20 protein-coding genes and 1 tRNA gene are annotated in these 23,353 nt (G+C 73.0%); 10 read left to right on the top strand and 11 right to left on the bottom strand.

Annotated features, from left to right (window positions below; translation table 11 throughout):
* Positions 1-23 precede the first annotated feature (23 nt).
* From DEI96_RS10575 to DEI96_RS10555, 5 genes are all read right to left on the bottom strand, one after another.
* Complete coding sequence (locus DEI96_RS10575; protein WP_181440580.1) at positions 24-380, bottom strand: Fe-S oxidoreductase; 357 nt, start codon at positions 378-380, stop codon at positions 24-26.
* A 2-nt stretch (positions 381-382) separates the two neighbouring features.
* Entirely contained in the window at positions 383-1,786 is a 1,404-nt protein-coding gene (locus tag DEI96_RS10570) for a dihydrolipoyl dehydrogenase family protein (RefSeq protein ID WP_027465800.1), read from the bottom strand.
* 55 nt (positions 1,787-1,841) lie between these two features.
* Positions 1,842-2,663, bottom strand: a complete 822-nt coding sequence (locus DEI96_RS10565) for an arginase family protein (protein ID WP_027465799.1) — start codon at positions 2,661-2,663, stop codon at positions 1,842-1,844.
* Positions 2,664-2,707: 44 nt separating this feature from the next.
* The gene (locus DEI96_RS10560; protein WP_110859024.1) at positions 2,708-3,433 is read right to left on the bottom strand and encodes a PspA/IM30 family protein; all 726 of its coding nucleotides are present in this window, start codon (positions 3,431-3,433) and stop codon (positions 2,708-2,710) included.
* A gap of 80 nt (positions 3,434-3,513) precedes the next feature.
* Positions 3,514-5,256, bottom strand: a complete 1,743-nt coding sequence (locus DEI96_RS10555; RefSeq protein ID WP_181440579.1) for a TPM domain-containing protein — start codon at positions 5,254-5,256, stop codon at positions 3,514-3,516.
* A gap of 284 nt (positions 5,257-5,540) precedes the next feature.
* Here DEI96_RS10555 and DEI96_RS10550 point away from each other — a divergent pair, with 284 nt between their 5' ends.
* Entirely contained in the window at positions 5,541-5,744 is a 204-nt protein-coding gene (locus DEI96_RS10550) for a hypothetical protein (RefSeq protein ID WP_017885770.1), read from the top strand.
* A gap of 72 nt (positions 5,745-5,816) precedes the next feature.
* The gene (locus DEI96_RS10545; protein ID WP_181440578.1) at positions 5,817-6,371 is read left to right on the top strand and encodes a 4'-phosphopantetheinyl transferase family protein; all 555 of its coding nucleotides are present in this window, start codon (positions 5,817-5,819) and stop codon (positions 6,369-6,371) included.
* On the opposite strand, the gene map is transcribed toward DEI96_RS10545, so the two are convergent.
* Positions 6,355-7,122 (bottom strand): type I methionyl aminopeptidase, encoded by a 768-nt coding sequence (gene map / locus DEI96_RS10540; RefSeq protein ID WP_111024552.1) that lies wholly within the window; start codon positions 7,120-7,122, stop codon positions 6,355-6,357. The genes DEI96_RS10545 and map overlap by 17 nt on opposite strands.
* Before the next feature lie 32 nt (positions 7,123-7,154).
* Between map and DEI96_RS10535 the strand changes: the two genes are divergently transcribed.
* On the top strand, positions 7,155-7,424 hold the full coding sequence (locus DEI96_RS10535) for a helix-turn-helix domain-containing protein (protein WP_111024551.1): 270 nt from the start codon (positions 7,155-7,157) through the stop codon (positions 7,422-7,424).
* Positions 7,425-7,492: 68 nt separating this feature from the next.
* On the opposite strand, the gene DEI96_RS10530 is transcribed toward DEI96_RS10535, so the two are convergent.
* The 3 genes from DEI96_RS10530 to DEI96_RS10520 are packed head-to-tail and all read right to left on the bottom strand — an operon-like array spanning position 7,493 to position 13,850.
* A complete protein-coding gene (locus DEI96_RS10530) occupies positions 7,493-8,812 on the bottom strand; it encodes a M1 family metallopeptidase (RefSeq protein ID WP_258372949.1) in 1,320 nt (439 codons plus the stop codon).
* A gap of 14 nt (positions 8,813-8,826) precedes the next feature.
* On the bottom strand, positions 8,827-12,723 hold the full coding sequence (locus DEI96_RS10525) for a Pls/PosA family non-ribosomal peptide synthetase (RefSeq protein ID WP_111024536.1): 3,897 nt from the start codon (positions 12,721-12,723) through the stop codon (positions 8,827-8,829).
* A 44-nt stretch (positions 12,724-12,767) separates the two neighbouring features.
* Positions 12,768-13,850, bottom strand: a complete 1,083-nt coding sequence (locus DEI96_RS10520; RefSeq protein ID WP_258372948.1) for a Gfo/Idh/MocA family protein — start codon at positions 13,848-13,850, stop codon at positions 12,768-12,770.
* Positions 13,851-14,030: 180 nt separating this feature from the next.
* Here DEI96_RS10520 and DEI96_RS10515 point away from each other — a divergent pair, with 180 nt between their 5' ends.
* Together DEI96_RS10515 and DEI96_RS10510 are read left to right on the top strand one after the other, a co-directional pair.
* Positions 14,031-14,855 (top strand): alpha/beta hydrolase, encoded by an 825-nt coding sequence (locus tag DEI96_RS10515; RefSeq protein WP_181440577.1) that lies wholly within the window; start codon positions 14,031-14,033, stop codon positions 14,853-14,855.
* Positions 14,856-14,881: 26 nt separating this feature from the next.
* Positions 14,882-15,262, top strand: coding sequence for a VOC family protein (locus DEI96_RS10510; RefSeq protein WP_111024534.1), 381 nt, complete (start codon positions 14,882-14,884; stop codon positions 15,260-15,262).
* A gap of 104 nt (positions 15,263-15,366) precedes the next feature.
* On the opposite strand, the gene DEI96_RS10505 is transcribed toward DEI96_RS10510, so the two are convergent.
* Positions 15,367-15,438: transfer RNA gene (locus DEI96_RS10505), tRNA-Arg, on the bottom strand.
* A 665-nt stretch (positions 15,439-16,103) separates the two neighbouring features.
* On the bottom strand, positions 16,104-16,679 hold the full coding sequence (locus DEI96_RS10500; protein WP_111024533.1) for a hypothetical protein: 576 nt from the start codon (positions 16,677-16,679) through the stop codon (positions 16,104-16,106).
* Positions 16,680-16,738: 59 nt separating this feature from the next.
* Between DEI96_RS10500 and argS the strand changes: the two genes are divergently transcribed.
* From argS to thrC, 5 genes are all read left to right on the top strand, one after another.
* A complete protein-coding gene (argS, locus tag DEI96_RS10495) occupies positions 16,739-18,409 on the top strand; it encodes an arginine--tRNA ligase (RefSeq protein WP_056068838.1) in 1,671 nt (556 codons plus the stop codon).
* A gap of 154 nt (positions 18,410-18,563) precedes the next feature.
* Positions 18,564-19,319 carry an LmeA family phospholipid-binding protein gene (locus DEI96_RS10490; RefSeq protein WP_111024532.1) on the top strand — a complete coding sequence of 252 codons (756 nt, stop codon included), beginning with the start codon at positions 18,564-18,566 and terminating at the stop codon, positions 19,317-19,319.
* Between the two features lie 58 nt (positions 19,320-19,377).
* A complete protein-coding gene (gene lysA / locus DEI96_RS10485) occupies positions 19,378-20,799 on the top strand; it encodes a diaminopimelate decarboxylase (RefSeq protein WP_111024531.1) in 1,422 nt (473 codons plus the stop codon).
* Between the two features lie 65 nt (positions 20,800-20,864).
* Complete coding sequence (locus tag DEI96_RS10480) at positions 20,865-22,172, top strand: homoserine dehydrogenase (protein ID WP_027465790.1); 1,308 nt, start codon at positions 20,865-20,867, stop codon at positions 22,170-22,172.
* Positions 22,173-22,259: 87 nt separating this feature from the next.
* Positions 22,260-23,339, top strand: coding sequence for a threonine synthase (thrC, locus tag DEI96_RS10475; RefSeq protein WP_071404606.1), 1,080 nt, complete (start codon positions 22,260-22,262; stop codon positions 23,337-23,339).
* Positions 23,340-23,353: the final 14 nt, after the last annotated feature.

Raw genomic sequence — 23,353 nt, 5'->3', positions numbered from 1 at the left:
CCCCGCACGCGCACCCGCACGCGTCAGCGGTACCCGCCGTCCTCCAGGCCGGCCTCGACCTCGAAGCGGTTCCGCAGCGGATCCCGCCCGGCCACGGCGTAGAGCAGCGGCATGAGCATGCCGTACCGGCGCCACTGCTCGACGTGCACCCGCTCGTGCCGGAGCACCCGCGGGCCGTCGTTGTCGCGGGTCAGGTACACCGACCCGACGCAGGTGCCTCCGCGCCGGAACACCCAGCGCGGCAGCCCCGTGCAGACCACGAGCCCGTCCTCCACCCGGATCCGCCCGGTCGACAGGGGGACGCCCACGGCGAGCCCGACGGCGGTCGCGCAGACCCACCCCGCCCGGGACACGGGGGAGTCGAGCAGCGGGTTGCGCACGCTCAGGCCGGGCGGCCGTACGTCTCGAGCAGGCGGAGCCAGATCTCGTTCATCGTCGGGTAGGCCGGCACCGCGTGCCACAGGCGGTCGATCGGGACCTCGCCCACGACGGCGACGGTGGCGCCGTGCAGCATCTCGGCGACGTCCTGGCCGACGAACGTGACGCCCACGACGACCCCGCGGTCCTCGTCGACGACCATCTTCGCGCGGCCCGTGTAGCCGTCGGCCTGCAGCGAGGACCCGGCGATCGCACCGAGGTCGTACTCGACCGCGCGGACGTTCAGCCCCTGCTCGCGGGCCTTCGCCTCGGTCAGGCCGACGCTCGCGACCTCGGGGTCGGTGAAGGTGACCTGCGGCGAGGCTGCGTGGTCGGCGGTGGCGACGTGTGCACCCCACGGCTCGGTGTGCAGCGGCGTGCCCTGGTACCGGGCCGCGATCGCCTCGCCGGCGGCACGCGCCTGGTACTTGCCCTGGTGGGTGAGCAGGACGCGGTGGTTGACGTCACCCACGGCGTACAGCCAGTCGGTGCCGTGCACGAGCATGGTGTCGTCGACGTCGAGCCAGTCGCCCGCGGTCAGGCCGACGGTCTCGAGCCCGAGGTCACGCGTGTGGGCGGCGCGGCCGGTGGCGGCGAGCACCTCGCTCGTGATGACCGTTGTGCCGTCGTCGAGCTCCGTGGTGACGAGACCGTGCTCGTCGCGGTCGACCCGGACCGGGTTGACGCCGGTGCGGACGTCGACGCCGAGTTCGCGCAGGGAGTCGGCGACGAGTTCCCCGGCGAAGGGCTCCATGCCGCCGAGCAGACCGTGCCGGGCGACGAGGGTGACCTTCGCGCCGAGGGACGCCCACGCGGTCGCGAGCTCGGAGCCGGAGACGCCGCCGCCGATGACGAGCAGGCTCTCGGGGACCTGCTGGGCGCTGGTGCCCTCGCGGGTGCCCCACGGCTTCGCCTCGGCGAGACCGGGCACCGGGGGCAGCGTGTGCAGGGAACCGGTGACGACCGCGACGGCGGCGCGCGCGGTGTGCGTCTCGCCGTCGACGTCGATGGTCTTCGGGCCGGTGATGCGGGCGTGCCCGCGGATCAGGTCGATGCCGGCGGACTCGAGCCACGAGACCTGGCTGTCGTCCTTCCAGTCCGAGGTGAACGAGTTGCGGCGGGCGAGCACGTGGGCGGCGTCCAGCGTGCCGGTCACGGCCTGCTTCGCACCGTCGAGCCGCTTGGCGGCGGCGAGGGCGTGTCCGCTGCGCAGGAGCGCCTTCGAGGGCATGCACGCCCAGTAGGAGCACTCGCCGCCGACGAGCTCGGCCTCCACGATCGCGACCGACAGGTCGCGCTTCCTGGCGTAGTCCGCCACGTTCTCGCCGACAGCGCCGGCTCCGATCACGATGAGGTCGTAGTCCGTCATGCTGCCGAGCGTACGCGGACCGGCATGGGTTCCGCCGGTCGCGTCGTGCCCGTGGTCAGCCCACCCGGGAGGCGCTGGTCACCGCTCCGACGACGCGCAGGATCACGCCGAGGTCGTCCACCGCCCGGTCCGGGTCGACGGGGGCGAATCCGGTGAGCGCGGCGCCGACCAGGCGCCGGCCGCGGGTCGCGGCCTGGATGCGCTCGACGAGCGCTGCGCCGTCGAGGCCGAACGGGACGGGTTCGAGCAGCCCGTCGACCTCGGACGGGTCGAGGACGTCGAGGTCGACGTGCACGAAGACCGATGCGGCACCGGTCCGCTCGACCGCTGCGGCGAGGGCGTCCGGGGTGGCGGCGTCGACGTCGAGGTGCACGATCCCGGCCTTGTCGAGGGCGGCTCGTTCGGCGTCCTCGACCCCGCGGACCCCGGCGACGACGACCGAGGACGCCGGCACCACGGGCAGGCCGGGGAACAGGTCGTCGGGGCGGTCGACCAGCAGGCGCAGGGCGGCGGTCTCGGCGGCGACGGGCTGCGCCCGGTTGAGTGCGCGGTACCCGCTGGACCCGGAGATGCGGACGAACGCGGTGTCCGGTGCCAGGGCGGCGGTCGCGCCGAGGACACTGGCGCCGTCACCGCCCACGACGAGCACCGGTTCGGTGGCGACGGCTGTTTCCTCGGCGACGCGTTCGGCGACCGCGAGCACCGACGTGTAGCGGGCGACGGCGGTCTCGAGGCGGTCACCCGCTCCGGCCGGGACGTCGACCACGGTGGTGGACGCCCGGGGGAGGTCGGCCGCGATCGCCGACGCGCCGTCCCCGAGGCGCATCGCGCGCGACGACGCCGAACCCTGCCACTGACCGACCACGAGGAAGTGCATCGTCTCAGTCTGTCAGCTGGGGTCCGGCGTCGTCAGGGCGTTCGTCAGATGCTCGAGGATCCACCGGACTTCAGCGCGGCGAGCCGTGCCTCGACCTCGGCGTCCTTGCCGACGTCCTCGAGGCTCTCGAACTGCGCGTCGAGGCTCGACGACTGCAGCTCCTGCTGGCCGAGCACCTTCGCCTCTTCGCGGCGGACCTTCTCCTCGAAGCGGCCGAGGTCGCTCGTCGGGTCGAGCACGTCGATGTTGCCGAGGGCGTCGTTGACGCGGGACTGCGCCTCGGCGGTCTTCGAGCGGGCGACGAGGTTGTCCCGCTTCGCGCGGAGCTGCTCGAGCTTCTGCTCCATGCCGGCGAGACCGGTCTTGAGCTTCTCGACGGCCTCGTTCTGCGACGCCAGGTTCGGCTCGGCGTCCTTGACCTCCTGCTCGGCGGCGATCTGCTTGCCGATCGCGATCTTGGCGAGGTTGTCGAACTTGTCCGCCTCGGCCGACTTGCCCTCGGAGCGGTACTTGTCGGCGGCGGCGGAGGCGTTGGCGGCCTTCTGGCCCCACTCGACCGCGGCCTTCTTGTCCTCTTCGTGGTCCTGCTCGAGCAGGCGCACGTTGCCGATGGTCTGCGCGATCGCGGTCTTCGCGTCGGCGATGTTGTTCGTGTAGTCGCGGACGAGCTGGTCCAGCATCTTCTGCGGGTCCTCGGCGTCGTCGATGATCTGGTTGATGTTCGCGCGCACGAGGGTGGAGATGCGTCCGAAGATGGTCTGCTTGGCCATTGCTGTTCCCTTTCGTGGAAGTCCTGTGGACGGTGTTGTCGGGTCGTGTCTGGTTCTGGGTGCCGGGGGAGTGCGTCGGGTCAGAAGCGGCCGCCGCCGGAGAAGCCGCCGCCGCCCCAGCCGCCGAGGTCGTCGTTGGCAGCGTCCATCGCGGCGGCCGCGTACTGCTCGGCCGCGCGGGCGGCGTTGAGCGCCTGGCCGGGGTTGCTCGGGGCGAGTTCGACGGCGTCGTCGTAGGCGCGCTGGGCCTCGGACAGCCGGGTCCGGGCGGTCGGGCCGATGCCGCCGCGGTGCAGGGACACGTAGTCGCGGGCCTGGCTGATCCGGTTCCGGGCATCGCGCAGGGCCGCGTCGAGCGCCTGGGTGGCGCGCTGGCGCTGTTCCTCGGCACCCCGGGCCGCGGCGATGGCCTGGTCGATCTCGGTGTTCGCCCGGGTCAGCGCGTCGACGGCCGCCACCGGGTCCTTCGGGTCGAGCCCCTGGCGGAGCACGGCCTCGGCGCGCGTGACCGCGGCGGCGAGGTCCGGCCCGCCCGAGCGCAGGCTGCGGGCGGCGGCGACGTCGCCCTGGATGTCGATGCGCATCGCCTCGGCGCGGGCGGTGGCCTCGTCGAAGGACTGCTCGGCGGCGAGTGCGCCGTCGGTGAGCTGCTGCACCTGGGCGAGCGCGTGCTGGGCGTCGCGGACGGCGACGACCGCCTCGCCCTTGTCGCCGGCCGCGATCGACGCGGTGGCGGCGTTGGAGCGTTCGGTGGCGAAGGCGAGCACCTGGTGGGCCTGGTCGACGTTGTTCGCCACGGTGGCGAGGGTGCGGCCGGTGTAGCGGGCGCGGACGCGGTCGAGTGCGGCGGCGGCGGCTCCGACCGAGGCCGGCGCGGCGGCCACGGCCTGGGCGAGCGACGCGGCGGCGTCCTCGATGCCGTCCTCGAGCGAGCGGAGCTGGTCGAACGCCTCGGTCTGCTCCTCGATCGCGGCGTGCGCCCGTTCGCAGATGACGATGATCTGGTTCGCCCACTCGGCGCGCTGCTGCGGGGTGTCGGGGATCTCGTCGTCGAGCTGCTGCCGGATCGTGAAGGCCTTGCGGACCTCGCGCTGGGCGGCCTGCACGGCGTCGGCGAAGGGCTTGGCGGCGTCGGGGCCGAACTGCGCGCTCGCGAACCCGACCTCTTGTTCGGCGGTGCGGAGTTCGTCGTCGATGGTGACCAGGGCACCGCCGGCGGTGCGTTCGAGGTCGGCGAGCGAGGCTTCCTGCGCCTTCGTCGCTGCGGCGGTGCGGCGCTTGTTGCGGGTCCGGATGACCAGGACCACGACGATGAGCCCGACGACCACGACGAGCAGCAGGATCCACAGCCAGGTGAGGTCCACCGGGGCCTGCGACTGGGTCAGCCCGTCGGCGAAGGCCACGGCGGCGCCGGACCAATCGCCCTGCTTGAGCTCGGGGAGCAGCGCGTCGTTGACGGCGTTCTCCACGTCGGACGAGGAGATCGCGGTCTCGTTCGTCTGCTGGACGTCGTAGTTGCGCTCGGTGACCGCGACCGAGAGCAGGATGCCGTCGCTGTCGATCTGGTTCTGCTCGAGCACCGCCCGACCCCACTCGGTGTGGTCGGTGGGGTCGGTGAAGGACGGCACGAACACGACGTACAGCTGCGTCTGGGTCTCGGAGTACAGGTCCTGCACGGCCTGCTCGACTTTCGCCTGCTGGGATGCGGTCAGCGCGTCGGCCTCGTCGAGGACGTACGCGCCGCCCAGGTCGACGGGCGCCGTGGCGTGGGCGGTCGCTGCCGGAGCCAGGACGATCAGCATCGCGACGAGGGCGGCCGTCACACGGCTCCACAGCCGCGTTGTCCCCCTGTGCCCGCTCGATCCGTCCGTGCCCGATCCGTGCTGGACCGCTCGCATCCGTCCTCCGTCCGTCGCCGGTCGGTACCCCGTGGCACCGCACCGGACCGCGCCACGAGTGCGCTGTCGCCCGGAGTCTATCCAGGCCACGCAGGGGCACCGCCAGACTCTGGGGGAACGCTCCGGACCGTGCTTCCTGTGGACGTCTTGTCCCCCGTACCGGGGTATGCTGGCGCCACTGTTCGAGGATGAACGGAAGGGGAAGAACGATGGAACGCACCACGAGCACCGAGGTCGTCCCGCTCGAGGACGGCTACCACCGGGTGTCGACTCCGGCGACGGGTGTGATCGGTTTCGTGCGCGAGCACGATGGCCGTTACGAGGTCCTGCGCGGACGAGTTCGCCAGGCAACCCGCTCCGAGGGGCAGTACAGCACCATGAACGTCGCGCTCATCGCGCTGACGCACGCCTGATCCGCTCTGGGCGCGACCACACGACCGACGGGCGCTGCCCCGGTCGGTGGGTCGCGCCTCCAGACCGTCACGGTGACGCTCCGGACGCCGGCTGCTGACCGCGCGGACGACCGGGAGGCCCTGGTCGCCGCCGTCGTGTCGGCGACCGGCGCCGAGCCGGTCGCGGTGCGCGCGGGGCGCGTCTGCCCGCACTGCGCGGGGACCGACCACGGTCGTCCGTGGGCGACCGTCGCGGGCATCCCGGTCGGCGTGAGCCTGTCGCGCGCACCGGGGGTCGTCGCCCTCGCGGTCGGACCGTCGGCACTCGGTGTCGACGTCGAACGGGTCTCGCGGGCCGCCGCCGCGCCGCTCGACGCGTTCACCCCGGACGAGCTCCGTCGAGCCGACGGGGACCCGGCGCTCCTCGCCGCAGCGTGGGCGGCCAAGGAGGCCGTGCTGAAACGCGACGGACGCGGGCTGCGCGTCGACCCGCTCGCGGTGGAGGTCGACGTGGCCGCCGGCACCGCCCGGTTCGAGGGTGCCGAACAGCCGCTCACCGTGCTGTACCCCGCGCCGGACGTCGTGCTCGTCGTCGCGGCGGGTGGCCTGCCCGTCGAGGTCGTCGGGACGGTCAGCGGGGGAGCGTGAGCACCTCGGCGCCGTCCTGGGTGATCGCGATGGTGTGCTCGGTGTGGGCGGTCCGCGCTCCCGTGGCACTCCGCAGGGTCCACCCGTCGGCGTCGGTGACCAGGACGTCGGTGTCCGCCATCACCCACGGTTCGAGCGCGAGCAGGAGTCCGGGCCGGAGCGTGTAGCCGCGGCCGGGGCGCCCGGTGTTCGACACGTGCGGGTCCTGGTGCATGGTCGAGCCGATGCCGTGTCCGCCGAACTCGACGTTCACCGGGTAGCCCGCGGCTTCGAGCACGGTGCCGATCGCGTGGGACAGGTCACCGATGCGGGCGCCCGGTCCGGCGGCGGCGATGCCCGCGGCCAGCGCGCGTTCGGTGGCGTCGATGAGTGCGAGGTCCTCGGGGCGTGCGGTGCCGACGACGAAGCTGATCGCGGCGTCGGCGGCGATGCCGTCCAGGGACACCGCGAGGTCGAGGGTCAGCAGGTCGCCGTCCTGCAGCACCTGGTCGTGCGGCAGCCCGTGCAGGACGGCGTCGTTCACGGCCGTGCAGATGTGGTGGCCGAACGGGCCGCGGCCGAACGAGGGTGCGTAGTCGACGTAGCAGGAGTCGGCACCGGCGGCCTCGATCATCTGCTTCGCCCACCGGTCGATCTCGAGCAGGTTCGTGCCGACGCGGGTGCGTTCGCGCAGGGTCTGCAGGATCGTGCCGACGAGGGCTCCGGTGGCGCGGCCCTTGTCGACCTCGGCGGGGGTCAGGATCTCGATCACGCGGATGATCATACCGGTATTACTATGTGGTCATGGTCCGTCTCCCACTCCGTCCCGACGAGGTCGCGCGCGGTCGTCGCCTCGGTGGGCTGCTGCGTCGTGCCCGTGGTCCGCGGTCGATCGTGGACACCGCCCTGGCTGCGGGGATCTCGCCGGAGACGCTGCGGAAGATCGAGACCGGCCGCATCGCGACGCCGGCGTTCTCGACGATCGCGTCGGTCGCGGGGGTGGTCGGGCTGTCGCTCGACGCGGTGTGGTCCGAGGTCAGCTGCGACCCGGCGGACGGCGAGCTGGCTGGCTAGCCGGCGCGGCGGAGCCTGCTGACCGACGCGGCGGCGGAGCCTGCTGACCGGCGCCACGGCGGAGCCCGCTAGCCAGCGGGCAGTGCCGGCACGGACGCCTCGTCGATCCAGGGCCCGGTCACCGCACCGACGTCCGCGACGGAGCGGTCGGCGGCGTCCGCGAACGCACGGAGCACGTCCGGCACGGTGACGGATCCGTGCCGGTGCCGCTCGGTGATGCTCCGCAGTCCGGCGAAGAAGGCGTCGTCGCCGAACGTGCGGCGGACGGCGTGCAGGGCGAGGGCGCCGCGCTTGTAGACGCGGTCGTCGAACATGTCCTTCGCGCCCGGGTCACCGATCACCAGGTCCTCCGGCTGTTCGAGCAGTCCCTGCCGGTACCGCTCGGCCAGTTGGTCGGCGGTGTCGTCGCCGCGGTCCTCGGACCAGAGCCACTCGGCGTAGCAGGCGAACCCCTCGTGCAGCCAGATGTCCTGCCACCGGGTGACCGTGACGGAGTTGCCGAACCACTGGTGGGCGAGCTCGTGGGCGATGAGGCGGTCGGTGCCGTGTTCGCCGTCGACGTGGTTCCGGCCGAACACCGCCAGGCCGTGGGCCTCGAGCGGGATCTCGAGGTCGTCGTCGGTCACCACGACGCCGTACGCCGCGAACGGGTACGGGCCGAACCGGTCACCGAACAGTGCGAGCATCTCCGGCACCTGGCCGAAGTCGGTCTTCGCGGCGGCGGCGAGGTCGGCGGGGTGGTGCAGCGTGACGGGGACCCCGCTCGTGCGCAGCTTCGTGGTGCGGTACCGGCCGATCTGGACGGTCGCCAGGTAGGTCGCCATCGGCTCGGTGGTGGCGTAGGTCCAGCGGGTGCCGACGCGGTCGCGCTCCTTGGCGAGCAGCTCCCCGTTCGCCAGGACGTCGTACGCCGCCTCGGCCGCGATCTCGATCCGGTAGGTCGCCTTGTCGTCGGGGCGGTCGTTGCACGGGAACCACGACGGCGCTCCCGTGGGCTGGGCGGCGACGATGACGCCGTCGGACAGTTCCTCCCAGCCGAGCTGCCCCCACGCACTCCGGACGGGGTGCGGGGTACCGCGGTACCGCAGGTGCACGCTGAACACGGTGTCGGCGGCGATGGGGTCGGCTGGGGTGACCGTCACCTTGTGCGTCGCGGTCGAGACCTTCTTCGCCCGGCGTCCGTCGACGTCGACCCGGTCGACCGTGAGCCCGTGCAGGTCGATCACGACCTTCTCGAGCGGCTCGAGGGCGCGCGCGGTGATCGTGGCGGTGCCGTCCAGGCGGTTCGTGGCGACGCGGTAGTCGAGACGGAGCTCGTAGTGCTCGGCACTCCACCGTCGGTCGCCGCTGTGCGGGGTGTACGGGTCTGCGGCGGGATCGGAGGGCACGTGGACAGTCAACCTCATGGCGCCGGTGGGGCGGTCACCGAGGGTACTGCGGATGTCCACGGAGCGATCGGGTTGCCGGACCAGCGGGAGCCCGTCGGCACCTGCTCGCCCCGCATCACGAGCGAGGACGGCCCGACGGTCGCCCCGGCACCGATGCCGGCCGCCGGCAGGACCACGCTGTGCGGCCCGAGCGTCGCACCCGCGTCGAGCCGGACGGTGTCGAGCTGCATCACGCGGTCGTGGAACAGGTGCGTCTGCACGACCGTGCCCCGCGCCACCGAAGCCCCGGAGCCGATGGTGACCAGGTCGGCCTCGGGTAGCCAGTAGGTCTCGAGCCAGGTGCCGCGGCCGATCGTCGCACCGAGGCTCCGCAGCCAGACGGCCAGCGCGGGGGTGCCGGTGGCCTGCTCGGCGAACCAGGGGCGCGCGACGGTCTCGACGAAGGTGTCCTGCACCTCGTTGCGCCACACGAAGGACGACCACAGCGGGTGCTCCCGGGCGGTGATCCGGCCGACGAACGCCCACTTCGCGATCGTCGACACCACGGCGGCGACGGCACCGGCAGCGATGAGCACCGGCCCGGCGAGCAGCACCGTCCACCCGATCCCGACGGCCGACCAGAGCGCCAGCAGTGCTCCGGCGACGCCGAGCGCGATGGCGGCGGACACCATCGGGGCGACCAGGCGCAGCAGCTCCCAGCAGCCGCGGGCGACCTTGAGCCGCCTGGACGGACGGAACGTGCGCGCCTCGTCGAACTCCGTCGCCGCGCGCCGCAGCCGCACCGGGGGTGATCCGAGCCACGACGACCCGCGCTTGGCCTTCTTCGGCACCGCGGACAGCACCGCCACCAGGGCCTCGCGCGGCACCGAGCGTCCGGCGCCCGTCATGCCGCTGTTGCCGAGGAACGCCCGACGGCCGACCTTCGAGCGACCGATCCGCACCCGACCGCCGCCGAGCTCGTACGTCGCCACCATCGTGTCGTCGGCCAGGAACGCCCCCGACGCGATCTGCGTCAACGCCGGGATGAGCAGCACCGTCGAGATCTCGGTGTCCCGACCGACCCGGGCGCCGAGCAGCCGCAGCCACACCGGCGTCACGAGCGATGCGTACAACGGGAACAGCAGGGTGCGCGCCGCGTCGAGCACCCGCTCGGTCGACCACACCTGCCAGCCGATCCGGGAGCGCACCGGGTGCCGCCCCTCGTGCAGGCCGATGCCGAGCAGCCGCACCGCGACCACCACCAGCAGCGCGTACACGGCACCGGCGACGACCGTCGCCAGGGGGACCGTCAGCAGCGCACGGAGCACCGCGTCGCCCAGGGTCGACGCCCGCCCGACCAGGGCGAGGGCGACCAGCAGTCCGACCGCGACACCGACCACCGGCAACCCGGCCACGGCCAGGGACCCGGCCCCGTACGCGAGCAGCCAGCGTCGTCGGGTCGCGGGGCGGGCCTCCCGGTCGTCACGAGCCGACCCGGTGCGCTCCGCAGGTGCCCCTGCCCAGCGTTCGCCCGCGGGCACCGGGCCGCCGACGGCGGAACCCGCCGTGATCTCGGCACCCGCGCCGACGTGCGCCCCCGGCAGCAGCGTCGTCCGGCTGCGCACCACGGCGTCCTCGTCGACGCGGACGTGCCCCAGGTGGAACACGTCGCCGTCGAGCCAGTGCCCGGCCAGGTCGACCTCGGGCTCGACCGAGGCACGCTTGCCGATCGTGAGCATCCCGGTCACCGGCGGCAGCGTGTGCAGGTCGACGTCCCTGCCGATCCGCGCGCCGAGGGCCCGAGCGTAGTAGCTGATCCACGGAGCGCCCGCCGTCGAGGGGCCGTCGACCGCCTCGGCGATGCGCTCGGCCAGCCAGACCCGCAGGTGCACCGAACCGCCACGGGGGTACGACCCCGGCCGGACCCCGGCGAGCAGCAGCCGCGCGAGCACCACCGTCAGCGCCATCTTGCCGATCGGCGTCACGAACACCAGGAGCGCCAGCACCAGCACCGGCCAGGGCAGCACCGGCAGGAACGGCAGCGTCGTCGCGTGCAGCACCGCGGCCACCAGGGCCGTCCACGTCAGCACCCGCAACCCCCGGAGCACCTGCACCGGCAGCCCGAGCAGCGTCATCAGCAGCCCCGTCGCCGGGGGGACCGGCGTGACGTCGCGCGACGACGCCTCGACCGGGCCGGACTCGTCCAGCGCCGCCGCCAACGCCCCGATCCGCGGGTGGTCGTACACGTCCGCCACCGTCGTCGTCGGGAACCGCTCCCGGATGGCCGACACCAGCTGCGCCGCCGTCAGCGACCCACCGCCGTGCGCGAAGAAGTCGTCGTCGACGCTCGCCACCGGCACCCCCAGGATCGCCGACCACCGCTCGGCGATCCACGCCACCGTGTCCGGCAGCATCGCCGCGTCCGAGGCACCGGGCAACGGCCACGGCAGCGCCGCGCGGTCGACCTTGCCCGACGTCCGCGTCGGCAGTGACTCCACCACGGCCACCAACGGCACCAGCGCCGCCGGCAGCTCCTGCCGCAACCGGGCGTTCGCCGCGGCCACGTCCACCGTCGCCCCGGCCACCGGGGCCACGTACCCGACCAGCACCTGGTTGCCCGCCGGGGTCCGCTGCACCACCGCGGCACCACCCGCCACGTCGTCCAGGGCCTGCAGCGCCGCGTCGATCTCCCCGAGCTCGATGCGCCGGCCGCCGAGCTTCACCTGGTCGTCCGCGCGCCCCTGGAACACCAGCCCCTCGGGCTCGTACCGAACCAGGTCCCCGCTCCGGTACGCCCGCTCCCACCCGAGCTCCGGGAACGGCGCGTACTTCTCCGCGTCCTTCGCCGGGTCGAGGTACCGGCCCAGCCCGACCCCGCCGATCACGAGCTCACCGACGCCGCCCGGCTCCACCCGCTGCCCGGCACCGTCCACCACGGCCAGGTCCCACCCGTCCAGCGGCAAGCCGATCCGGATCGGCTGGCTCCCGTCGAGCAGGGACCCGCACGCCACCACCGTCGCCTCGGTCGGCCCGTACGTGTTCCACACTTCCCGGTCACGACTCGCGATGCGCGCCGCCAGCTCCGGCGGGCACGCCTCTCCACCGAAGATCACCAGCCGCACCTGCTCCAGCGCATCGTCCGGCCACAGCGCCGCGAGCGTCGGCACCGTCGACACCACCGTGATCGTGTGCGCGATGAGCCACGGCCCCAGGTCCACCCCCGTCCGCACCAACGACCGGGGTGCCGGCACCAGCGCGGCGCCGTGCCCCCATGCCAACCACATCTCCTCGCACGACGCGTCGAACGCCACGCTCAGCCCCGCCAGCACCCGGTCACCCGGACCGATCGGCGCCGCCTGCAGGAACATCCGCGCCTCGGCGTCCACGAACGCCGCTGCACTGCGGTGGGTGACCGCCACACCCTTCGGCACCCCGGTCGACCCGGACGTGAAGATGATCCACGCGTCGTCGGTCTCACGGGGGAGTTCCGCGCTCGCCGCAGGGTCCGTCACCGGCAGCTCGGTGCCGTCACGGTCTCGCAGGACACCACCCGCACCGATCACCCCGACGACACCGGCCTCGCCGAACACCAGGGTGGCGCGTTCCTCGGGGTCGTCGGCGTCGACCGGCACGTACGCGGCTCCGGCGGCGAGCACGGCGAGGATCGACAGGTACAGGTCACGCCCACCGGAGGGGATGCGCACCCCCACCCGGTCACCCCGTCGGACACCGCGGCGGGCCAGGTCGTCGGCCTGCGCGCGCACGAGGTCGAGCAGGGCGGAGTAGTCGACACTGCCGGCGGGGTCCTCGAGGGCGGTCGCGTCCGGGTGGGTCGACGCGGTCGCCGCCAGGACGTCGAACAGGGTCCGTGGGGCGGGTGCGTCGCCGCCGCGGGCGAGTTCGAGCTGCGCGTTCCCGGTGCCGGTGGTCATCGAGGCCTCTTCCCGGTCGCGTGCGGGACGACCGGCCCGTGATCCTAGAGGGTCGAGGTGTCCTGCTCGGGAACGGACGGTGCCGCACCGGTCGGTCCGAGTGCCGCACCGGACTGTCCGAGCGCCGCACGGGCCGCGTCGAGCGCCGTCGCGATCCCCACCGAGTCGTCCAGCGAGTGCACCGGGGACTCCGTGCGACCCTCCGCCACGTACTGCGCGAGTGCCGCCGCCTGCCACACGAGTCCCTGACGACCCCGCAGCCCCGTCGGCTCCGCCCAGTGGTCCTCCCCACCCCGGTGGTGCACCGCGAACGACGCCGGGAACACGAAGTGGTCGGTGTAGCGGACCGTGGCCCGGCTCCCGGCGATCACCGCCAGCCCCGGCGTCCACGCCGTCATCGACGTGGTCACCACCGACTGCGCGCCACCCTCCGCCGTCGACACCGTGACGGACTGGAGGTCCACCCCGCGGTCCGAGACCGCCCCCGTCGTGCTGCTGGTCACCGGGGCGCCGGTGGCGAACCGTGCGAACCAGTGCCCGTACACGCCGGCGTCGAGGAGGGCACCCCCACCTGCTGCGGGATCGAACATCCGGTCCGCCGGGTCCGGGTCGTGCGGCCACCCGACGTCGACCGTCGCGAGCCGGACGTCGCCGAGGACCCCGTCCGCGAGCAGACGGGCGACGACGGTCGTGCCCGGCAGGTACCGGGTCCACATCGCCTCCATCGCGAGGACGCCCGCAGCCCGTGCGGCGTCGGCGAGGGTGCGGGTGTCCGCCGCCGAGGTCGTCATCGGCTTCTCGACGAGCACGTGCTTGCCGGCGGCGATCGCGAGCAACGCGTGCCCGAGGTGCTGCGGGTGCGGCGAGGCGACGTAGACCACGTCGACGGACGGGTCCGCCACGAGGGCCTCGTACGCCCCGTGCACACCGGGCACGCCGTGGCGGGCGGCGAAGGCCGCGGCACGCTCGGGGGAGCGGGACCCCACGGCGACGACGCGCTGGTCGGAGTTCGCGTGCAGCGTCGCGGTGAAGTCGTTCGCGATCTCCCCGGGGCCGATCACACCCCACCGGAGCACGGGTCCGCCCCGCAGCGCGTGGACTCCGGGCACCGGGAACGTCATCGTCATGCCGGAACGCTACCGGGCCGACCCCGACCTCGACCCGGACCCGGTTGTACGGCTCGTCGCCCCGGAACCGACCCGCATCGAGTCATCCGACCCAATCGCCCCGTGACAAGGTCGATGAGAATCGGATTCCACGAACCGCCGCCGGTCGCGGCGTCGGGAACCCGAGGAAGGTCGTCACCGATGCCCACCCAGCCGCCTCCTCACATCGACCGCGACGTGCGGTACTCGGACCAGCACGACGCCCTGGTCCTCGACGTCCACCGTCCGGCCCCCGGATCGCCCCCGAGCACCGGCGCCGTCGTGCTCGTGCACGGTGGCGGCTGGTTCCGTGGGGACAAGTCCAAGGAAGACAGCCTGTCCGCCCGACTCGTCGAGGCCGGGTACACGGTCTTCGTCCCGAACTACCGCCTGGCACCGACGGACGTGTTCCCCGCGAGCAGGGACGACGTGCTCACCGCCCACGAGTGGGCGCTGCAGTCCGACATCCCCTTCGACCGGAGCAAGGTCGCCTTCTTCGGCGGGTCCGCCGGGGGGAACCTCGCCGTCGAGGGCGGCATCGCGACTGGCCGTCCCTCCGTGAGCTGGTCCGGGATCTTCGGCCTCGCCGAGATCATCCGCGCCACCGACGGCACGGTCTCCGCCGCGCCGACGACGCAGGACCTCGACGCGATGCGCAGCGCCGACATCGACCAGACCGGGCGGGACGACCCGTTCCTCCGGTGGGTGATCCTGCAGGAGGTCGGCGGCGACCGGCCGGCGCTCGCCGCGGCGTCAACGATCGAGCACGTGACGGCGTCGACGGGCCCCGTCTACCTCGCCAACTCGCTGGACGAGTGGGTCCCGCGGTCGGACCCGATCGCCCTGCAGGCGGCGCTCGCCGCGGTCGGCGTGCCGAACACGCTGCAGCTGATCCCCGGCCTCCGGCACGCCGAGGGGTACACCGACCACGCGCTGCCCGGATCGCTCGCGTTCCTCGCGCAGACGCTCGGGGTCGCGCGCCGCTGAGCGGCGCGCGACGAAGGAGGATCCCCGTGCCCGACGACTCCACAGCACCGCTTCCGATCGGCCCGGTCGGCAACGTCTTCCTGTTCGTCGACGACCTCGAGGCCGCGGTCGCCTGGTACGCGGCCAGGCTCCGCCGCGAACCGGTCGTGCGTGGTGGCGCGCTCGTCGCGTTCGACATCGAGGGCGTCCGCCTCACGCTGCACCGGACCGACCAACTGAACACGCCGGGGCCGTCCGGCACGGTGCCGTACTGGACGGTGGCCGACGTGGACGCCGTCGTCGAGGACTGGGTCGCCAACGGCGCCGTCGCGCACCGGGGGCCGAAGACGGTGTTCACGGGAGAGCGGCTCTGCCAACTGCTCGATCCCTTCGGGAACCTCTTCGGCGTCCGCGCCGAGAAGCGCTGACCGACGAACCCGGAGGAATCTCGACGGGGAAGGTCGCCGGAGGTGACATCGCGCGCAGCCGCCTGAGCGAAGCGAAGACAACCGCTTGCGCGGGGATGTGACTGTGCCCCCAGGAGGATTCGAACCTCCGCCCCTGCCTCCGGAGGGCAGTGCTCTATCCCCTGAGCTATGGGGGCCAAGGGGTGTCAACAACCGTAGCAGGTCCGGCGGGTGGTCCTGGACAGCGCGTGTCGCGCCGTGGACGTGCCGTCGGCACGGCCGGGAGGCGCGGTGCGGGCCCGCCACGGGCCTCCCGTCCGCACGGTGCGAGCGTCGCGATCCCGTGCGGGGTTCCGTGTCCCGTGCGGCGCTGCAAGCGCGCACCACGCGCGCAACCTCGCACCGGACGGCGGACCCGGCACGGTGCGAGCGACGCGTTCCCGTGCGAGGTTCCGCGCTCCGTGCGGCGCTGCAAGCGCGCACCACGTGCGCAACCTCGCACCATACGGCGGACACGGCACGGTGCGTGGTCGTCGCCGGCCGGGAGGCGCGGCGCGGGCCCGCCACGGGCCTCCCGTCCGCACGGAGCGTCCGTCGCGATCCGGTGCGAGGTTCCGTGTTCCGTGCGGCGCTGCACGCGCGCACCACGTGCGCGACCTCGCACCGGACGGCGGACCCGGCACGGTGCGTGGCCGCCGCCGGACGGGAGGCGCGGTGCGGGCCCGCCACGGCCCTCCCCGTCCGCACCGTGCGTCCGTCGAGATCCCGTGCGAGGTTCCGCGTTCCGTGCGGCGCTGCAAGCGCGCACCACGCACGCAACCTCGCACCAGGCGCGGCCCCGCACCGTGCCGGCGCGGCCCCGTCAGCCCGCGGGCGTCGCCGTCGTCGACGCGGACGGCTGCAGCGCGGCCCGCACCGCGTCCACGACGGGCTGCGCCCCACCCGGCTCGGTGAACAGCGTCGACTGCGCGGTGATCCAGTACGGGTCGGCGAAGGCGTCCGCGCGGCCGACGTCGCCGCTCAGGGCGAAGTAGCCCTCCACGCGGTAGGTGGGGACGGACCCGCCCCGCTCGTACAGGGCGTCCTTCAGGTTCGTGAGCGACTTCTCAGGCAGGTCGGCGACGGCGAGCGTGATCGCCGTGGCGTCCGCGTCGGTGCTGACGAACCGGCAGACGCGGCCCTGCTGCTTCGCGATGGTCGCGGCGGGGGAGCCCTTCGCCGGGGTGAAGGAGTCGTCGAGCTCGAAGGTCTGCCCGTAGACCGACAGTGCGCTCGTCGGCAGGAGCTCCGCGCAGGTCTGCGACACCGGCTTGCCCGCCGGTGTCGCGCTGGCCGACGGGGTGCTGTCCCCGCCGCCCGAGCACCCGGCGAGCACGACGGCTGCTGCGGTGGTGAGGGTGGCGACGGTGAGCGCCCGGGCACGGCTGCGGGGGGTCATCCCGACATGATGCTGCATCGACCGGTGCGGACCTGGGCGTCCCGGTAGGATCGGTCCTCGTGACTCCTGCCGAACTCTCCGCCGCGTACCTGTCGATCCTGACCGGGATCGTCGAGCGCCGAGGCGCGTCCGAGACCGTGACGATCGAGGAGTCCCACGTGGTGCTCGAGCGTCCGAAGAACCGCGCCCACGGCGACTGGGCCTCGAACGCCGCCATGCAGCTCGCGAAGCGGCTCGGCACGAACCCGCGCGAGCTCGCGACCGAGATCGCCGGTGAGCTGACCGAGCTCGACGGTGTGGACTCCGTCGACGTCGCCGGCCCCGGCTTCATCAACATCACGCTCGAGGCGGCCGCCGCTGGCGAGATCGCGCGCACCATCGTGGACGGCGGCGAGTCCTTCGGCACCGGCGACCTCTACGACGGCGTCCGGATCAACCTGGAGTTCGTCTCCGCCAACCCCACCGGCCCGATCCACATGGGCGGCGTCCGCTGGGCCGCAGTGGGCGACAGCCTGGCCCGCGTGTTCCAGGCGCAGGGCGGCCTCGTCACCCGTGAGTACTACTTCAACGACCACGGCGCGCAGATCGACCGCTTCGCCCGCTCCCTCGTCGCCAGCGCACTCGGTGAGCCCACGCCCGAGGACGGCTACGGCGGCGCCTACATCGCCGAGATCGCCGCACGGGTCATCGCGACCCTCGAGCCGGGCATCGACGTCCGCGACCTGCCGCGCGACGAGGCGCAGGAGCTCTTCCGTCGCGAGGGCGTCGACTTCATGTTCGCGGACATCAAGTCGTCGCTGCACGACTTCGGCGTCGACTTCGACGTCTACTTCCACGAGAACGCCCTGCACGAGTCGAAGGCCGTCGAGCGTGCCATCGCCCGACTGCGGTCGGCCGGCGTGATGTACGAGGCCGAGGGTGCCGAGTGGCTCCGCACGACCGACTTCGGCGACGACCGCGACCGCGTCGTCATCAAGTCGGACGGCGAGCCCGCGTACATCGCCGGCGACCTGGCGTACTACCTCGACAAGCGTGAGCGCGGGTTCGAGCGGAACCTGATCATGCTCGGCGCCGACCACCACGGCTACGTCGGCCGCATGATGGCGATGTGTGCCGCGTTCGGGGACGAGCCGGGCAAGAACCTCGAGATCCTGATCGGGCAGATGGTCAACCTGCTCAAGGACGGCGAACCGATGCGCATGTCGAAGCGCAACGGCACCATCGTCACGATGGAGGACCTCGTCGACGCCGTCGGTGTCGACGCCGGCCGGTACGCCCTGGTCCGGTTCGCCAGCGACACCGCGATCGACATCGACCTCGACCTGCTCACCAAGCGCACGAACGACAACCCCGTCTTCTACGTGCAGTACGCCCACGCCCGCACCCAGTCGGTGGCCCGGAACGCCGCGGCGGCCGGGGTCGACCGGTCGGTGTTCGACGCCTCGCTGCTGACCCACGAGTCGGAGAGCGCGCTCCTCGGAGCCCTCGCCGAGTACCCGCGGGTGGTCCGGCACGCCGCCGAACTGCGCGAGCCGCACCGCATCGCGCGGTACATCGAGCAGCTGGCCGGCCTGTACCACCGCTGGTACGACTCCTGCCGTGTCACGCCCCTCGGCGACGAGCCCGTGACCGACCTGCACCGCACGCGCCTGTGGCTGAACGACGCCACCGGCCAGGTCGTCCGCAACGGCCTCGGCCTGCTCGGCGTGTCGGCTCCGTCCCGCATGTAGCGGTCGCCCCGTCGACCCGGAACCAGGTTCCGGACACAGCACCGCGGAGATCCGCGGTGCTGTGTCCGTTGCACGGTGTCACAGCAGGCCGCTGCGCCGGGCGCGCACCGGGCCTCCAGGCAGGCTGCCGGGACGGGCTGGCAGGGTAGGACGCATGCCCGCAGCCACCGAACGCCCCACCACGCGCCGCCGCTGGCCCGTCGTCCTGCTCGTGGTCCTCGTCGTGCTCGCCGCCCTCGTCGTCGTCGCCGAGTTCGTGCTGCGCGGCGTCGTCGACCGGATCATCGCCCAGCAGGTCGAGCAGTCGCTGCCGGACGGCACGACCGGCGAGGTCGACGCCCACGCCGAGGGCATCGTCATCCCGCAGCTCATCAGCGGCACGCTCGACCGCGTCGAGATCTCCTCGGCGAAGCTCACGGTGGACGGCATCCCGCTCGCCGCCGACGTCACCGCGCAGGACGTCCCGGTGGACGGCAAGGGCGACGTCCGGGACGTCGACGGCACGGTCACCCTGGCGTCGTCGAGCGTCAAGGACCTGGCGAAGTACAGCCCGCTGTTCGACCGCCTGAACCTGGTCGACGGTGGCGTCGAACTGACGGGGTCGTCGTCGGTGCTCGGCTACGACATCACCTACGCGGCGAAGGGCGCCGTCGTCGCGCAGGACGACGGCCGCGGCATCTCGATCACCCCGGAGAGCGTCCGGATCACGAACTCCGACCTCGGCCTGAAGGTCGACTCGATCCCGGGCGTCACCGGCGTCCCGGTGCAGGTCTGCACCGCGCAGTTCCTGCCCGAGGCCCTGCGGGTGCGCTCGCTCGACGTGTCGCGATCGGACGCGACGGTCCGCATCACCGCGGACGCGCTGCCGCTCAACGAGGACGGCTTGCGGACGGTCGGCAGCTGCGGCTGAGCGGACGGGTGCGTAACGCGGCCTGGAGGAACGGCTCGCGTCGGTAGGATCGGGTCCCGTGAGCGAGAACCCCCTTGCACCGCCGCGGCTGCGGTTCCCGACGGACGCCTCCGCACTGGTGGACCGCATCTGGCCCGCGTCCGCGACGCGGACCGACGACGGCAGCCTGGCGATCGGCGGCATCAGCGCGACGGACCTGGTCGCGCAGTTCGGCACGCCCCTGTACGTCGTCGACGAGCGGGACGTCCAGTCCCGTGCCGTCCGTGTCCGCAACGCGTTCACCGAGGCGTTCGAGCGCATCGGCAGCCACGCGCACGTCTACTACGCCGGCAAGGCCTTCCTGACGACGCAGGTCGTCGCGTGGATGGCCGAGGCCGACCTGCGCGTCGACGTCTGCACCGCCGGTGAGCTCGCCGTCGCCCTGGCCGGAGGCATCGACCCCGGCCGACTCGGCTTCCACGGCAACGACAAGTCCGACGCCGAGATCGCCCGCGCGGTCGAGGTCGGCATCGGCACGGTCGTGCTCGACAGCCACGAAGAGGTGCAGCGCGTCGCCCGTGCCGCCGCCGACGCCGGGGTCGTGCAGCGTGTGCGCATCCGGATCAACACCGGTGTGCACGCGTCCACCCACGAGTACCTGGCGACCGCCCGCGAGGACCAGAAGTTCGGCATCCCGCTGTCCGAGGCCGTCGAGGCCGCGGCAGCCGTCCGCGCCGAGCCCTCGCTCGCCTTCGTCGGGCTGCACTCGCACATCGGTTCGCAGATCTTCGACGACGCCGGCTTCCGCGAGGCCGCACGTCGCCTCATGGACGTGCACGCGACGCTCGTGGCCTCCGGGCCGGTGCCCGAGCTGAACCTCGGCGGCGGCTGGGGCATCGACTACACCGAGGCCGACTCGGCCTTCGCCCCCGAGGACGTCGCCGAGGCGCTGGCCACGATCATCGGCGAGGCCTGCGCCGAGCGCGGCATCCCGGTGCCGGACATCGCCGTCGAGCCGGGCCGCTACATCATCGGCCCGCCCGGGGTGACGCTGTACCGCGTCGGCACGATCAAGCCCGTCACGCTCGAGACCGACGACGGCGGCAGCGCGACCCGTACGTACGTCTCGGTCGACGGCGGGATGAGCGACAACATCCGTCCCGCCCTGTACGGCGCCGACTACACGGCCCGGCTCGTCCGCACCTCGGACACCCCCGCGGTGCTGAGCCGCGTCGTCGGCAAGCACTGCGAGAGCGGCGACGTCGTGGTGAACGACGAGTACCTGCCCGGCGACGTGCAGCGCGGTGACCTGCTCGCCGTCGCGGCCACCGGGGCCTACTGCTGGGCGCTGTCGAGCAACTACAACCACGTGGGCCGCCCGCCGGTCGTCGCCGTCGCGGACGGCACAGCCCGTATCCTCGTGCGGGGCGAGACGATCGACGACCTCCTCGCCCGTGACACCGGGGTCGCCGCCGTGCCCGCCGACGGCACCGGCCGCTGACCCCCGACCCGACCGGGTCCGCCCACCCCGCAGGGCGCACCCCCACCGACAGGAACCGCTACCAGATGATCGAATACCGCAACGTCCGTGTCGCGCTGCTCGGGGCCGGCTCGGTCGGTTCCCAGGTCGCGCGACTGCTCCTCGAGCACGGCGACGAGCTGGCCTCGCGCGCCGGTGCCGGGCTGGAGCTGGTCGGGATCGCCGTGCGCGACGTGGACGCCCAGCGCGACGTCGACCTGCCGGCGGAGCTCTTCACCACGGACGCGGCATCGCTCATCCTCGGCGCGGACATCGTCGTCGAGCTCATCGGTGGCATCGAGCCGGCACGCACCCTCGTGCTCCAGGCCCTGCAGTCGGGCGCGGACGTCGTCACCGGCAACAAGGCGCTGCTCGCGACCCACGGCCCGGAGCTCTTCGCCGCGGCCGAGCAGGTCGGCGCGCAGCTTTACTACGAGGCCGCCGTGGCCGGGGCGATCCCGATCATCCGCCCGCTGCACGACTCGCTCGCCGGTGACCGCATCGTCCGGATCATGGGCATCGTCAACGGCACCACGAACTTCATCCTCGACCTGATGGACCGCAAGGGCTCCACGTTCGAGGATGCCCTGGCCACCGCGACGGAGCTGGGCTACGCCGAGGCCGACCCGACCGCCGACGTCGAGGGCTACGACGCCGCGCAGAAGGCAGCGATCCTGGCCTCGCTTGCGTTCCACACCTCGGTGCCGCTCGCCGCCGTGCACCGTGAGGGCATCACCCACGTCACGATCGACCAGGTCCGCGCCGCCCGCAAGGCCGGCTACGTCGTGAAGATACTGGCGACCGCCGAGCGGCTCACCGACGAGGACGGCCGCGAGGGCGTCAGCGCCCGCGTCTACCCGGCCCTCGTGCCCGAGTCGCACCCGCTCGCGAGCGTGCACGGTGCGAAGAACGCCGTGTTCGTCGAGGCCGAGGCCGCCGGCGACCTGATGTTCTACGGCGCGGGTGCCGGTGGCGTCGAGACGGCCTCGGCGGTCCTCGGCGACCTGGTCTCCGCGGCCCGTCGGCACGTCATCGGCGGCCCGGGGGTCGCCGAGTCGACGCAGTCCGAGCTGCCGGTGTTCCCGATCGGCACGGTCCGCACGAGCTACCAGATCACCCTGCACGTCACGGACGCCCCCGGCGTGCTGTCGACGGTCGCCGGCGTGCTCGCGAAGCACGGCGTCAGCGTCGAGACGGTCGAACAGACCACCACCGGCGCAGCCGAGGGGACCGCGACGCTCGTCATCGGCACCCACCTGGCGCGCGAGGCCGACCTGGCCGACACCGTCGTCGCCCTCCGCGGCGAGGACGTCGTCCTGGACGTCACCAGCGTCCTGCGCGTCGTCGGTCGCTGACGCGACCACGGGCCTCCAGGCCGACCAGCCGGCCCACCCAGCCGCACCACCACCAGATCCACCCCACCGGACAGAGAGAGAAGCCTGATGGCCCACCAGTGGCAGGGAGTCCTGCGCGAGTACGCCGACCGACTCGACGTGACCGAGGCGACGCCCATCGTCACGCTCGGTGAGGGCGGCACGCCGCTCATCCCGGCTCGTCGGCTCTCCGAGCGCACCGGCGCCGAGGTCTACGTGAAGTTCGAGGGCATGAACCCGACGGGTTCGTTCAAGGACCGCGGCATGACGATGGCGATCTCGAAGGCCGTCGAGCACGGCGCGAAGGCCGTCATCTGCGCCTCGACCGGCAACACCAGCGCCTCGGCCGCCGCGTACGCCACGCACGCCGGCATCACCGCCGCGGTGCTCGTGCCCGAGGGCAAGATCGCCATGGGCAAGCTCAGCCAGGCCGTCGCCCACGACGCCCAGCTGCTGCAGGTGCAGGGCAACTTCGACGACTGCCTCGACATCGCCCGCGACCTGGCGGCGAACTACCCGGTGCACCTCGTCAACTCCGTCAACAACGACCGCATCGAGGGGCAGAAGACCGCCGCGTTCGAGGTCGTCGACGTCCTCGGTGACGCACCGGACTTCCACTTCCTGCCCGTCGGCAACGCGGGCAACTACACCGCGTACTCGCGCGGCTACCGCGAGGACGTCGCCGCCGGCCGCAGCACCAAGCTGCCCCGCATGTTCGGGTTCCAGGCCGCCGGTTCCGCCCCGATCGTGCACGGCGAGGTCGTCCGGCACCCCGACACCATCGCGTCGGCGATCCGCATCGGCAACCCGGCCTCGTGGCAGTTCGCGCTCGAGGCGCGGGAGGAGACCGACGGCTACTTCGGTGCCATCACCGACGAGGCCATCCTCGCGGCACACCGCATCCTGTCGGCCGAGGTCGGCGTCTTCGTCGAGCCCGCATCGGCCATCGGTGTCGCCGGGCTCCTCGAGCGTGCCGACGCCGGTGTCGTGCCGAAGGGCGCGAAGGTCGTCATCACGGTCACGGGCCACGGCCTGAAGGACCCGCAGTGGGCCCTCCGCACGCCGGACGGCGGCGAGGTCACCCCGACGAGCGTGCCGGTCGACACGAAGTCGATCGCCGACGTGCTCGGTCTGGTCAGCGAGCAGTGATCTCCGACCGCTCG

It is taken from the genome of Curtobacterium sp. MCLR17_031, from assembly GCF_003234775.2.
GTDB classification, from domain to species: Bacteria; Actinomycetota; Actinomycetes; order Actinomycetales; family Microbacteriaceae; genus Curtobacterium; species Curtobacterium flaccumfaciens.
This window is presented reverse-complemented; position numbering and strand designations above follow the sequence as displayed.

Excerpts from the sequence above, each read along its gene's own strand:
- DEI96_RS10560 (WP_110859024.1), bottom strand. The coding sequence starts at position 3,433 with ATGGCCAAGCAGACCATCTTCGGACGCATCTCCACCCTCGTGCGCGCG.
- DEI96_RS10520 (WP_258372948.1), bottom strand. The coding sequence starts at position 13,850 with ATGACGATGACGTTCCCGGTGCCCGGAGTCCACGCGCTGCGGGGCGGA.
- thrC (WP_071404606.1), top strand. The coding sequence starts at position 22,260 with ATGGCCCACCAGTGGCAGGGAGTCCTGCGCGAGTACGCCGACCGACTC.
- DEI96_RS10535 (WP_111024551.1), top strand. The coding sequence starts at position 7,155 with ATGGTCCGTCTCCCACTCCGTCCCGACGAGGTCGCGCGCGGTCGTCGC.
- DEI96_RS10570 (WP_027465800.1), bottom strand. The coding sequence starts at position 1,786 with ATGACGGACTACGACCTCATCGTGATCGGAGCCGGCGCTGTCGGCGAG.
- DEI96_RS10550 (WP_017885770.1), top strand. The coding sequence starts at position 5,541 with ATGGAACGCACCACGAGCACCGAGGTCGTCCCGCTCGAGGACGGCTAC.
- DEI96_RS10500 (WP_111024533.1), bottom strand. The coding sequence starts at position 16,679 with ATGACCCCCCGCAGCCGTGCCCGGGCGCTCACCGTCGCCACCCTCACC.
- DEI96_RS10525 (WP_111024536.1), bottom strand. The coding sequence starts at position 12,723 with ATGACCACCGGCACCGGGAACGCGCAGCTCGAACTCGCCCGCGGCGGC.
- DEI96_RS10565 (WP_027465799.1), bottom strand. The coding sequence starts at position 2,663 with ATGCACTTCCTCGTGGTCGGTCAGTGGCAGGGTTCGGCGTCGTCGCGC.
- DEI96_RS10480 (WP_027465790.1), top strand. The coding sequence starts at position 20,865 with ATGATCGAATACCGCAACGTCCGTGTCGCGCTGCTCGGGGCCGGCTCG.
- DEI96_RS10490 (WP_111024532.1), top strand. The coding sequence starts at position 18,564 with ATGCCCGCAGCCACCGAACGCCCCACCACGCGCCGCCGCTGGCCCGTC.
- DEI96_RS10515 (WP_181440577.1), top strand. The coding sequence starts at position 14,031 with ATGCCCACCCAGCCGCCTCCTCACATCGACCGCGACGTGCGGTACTCG.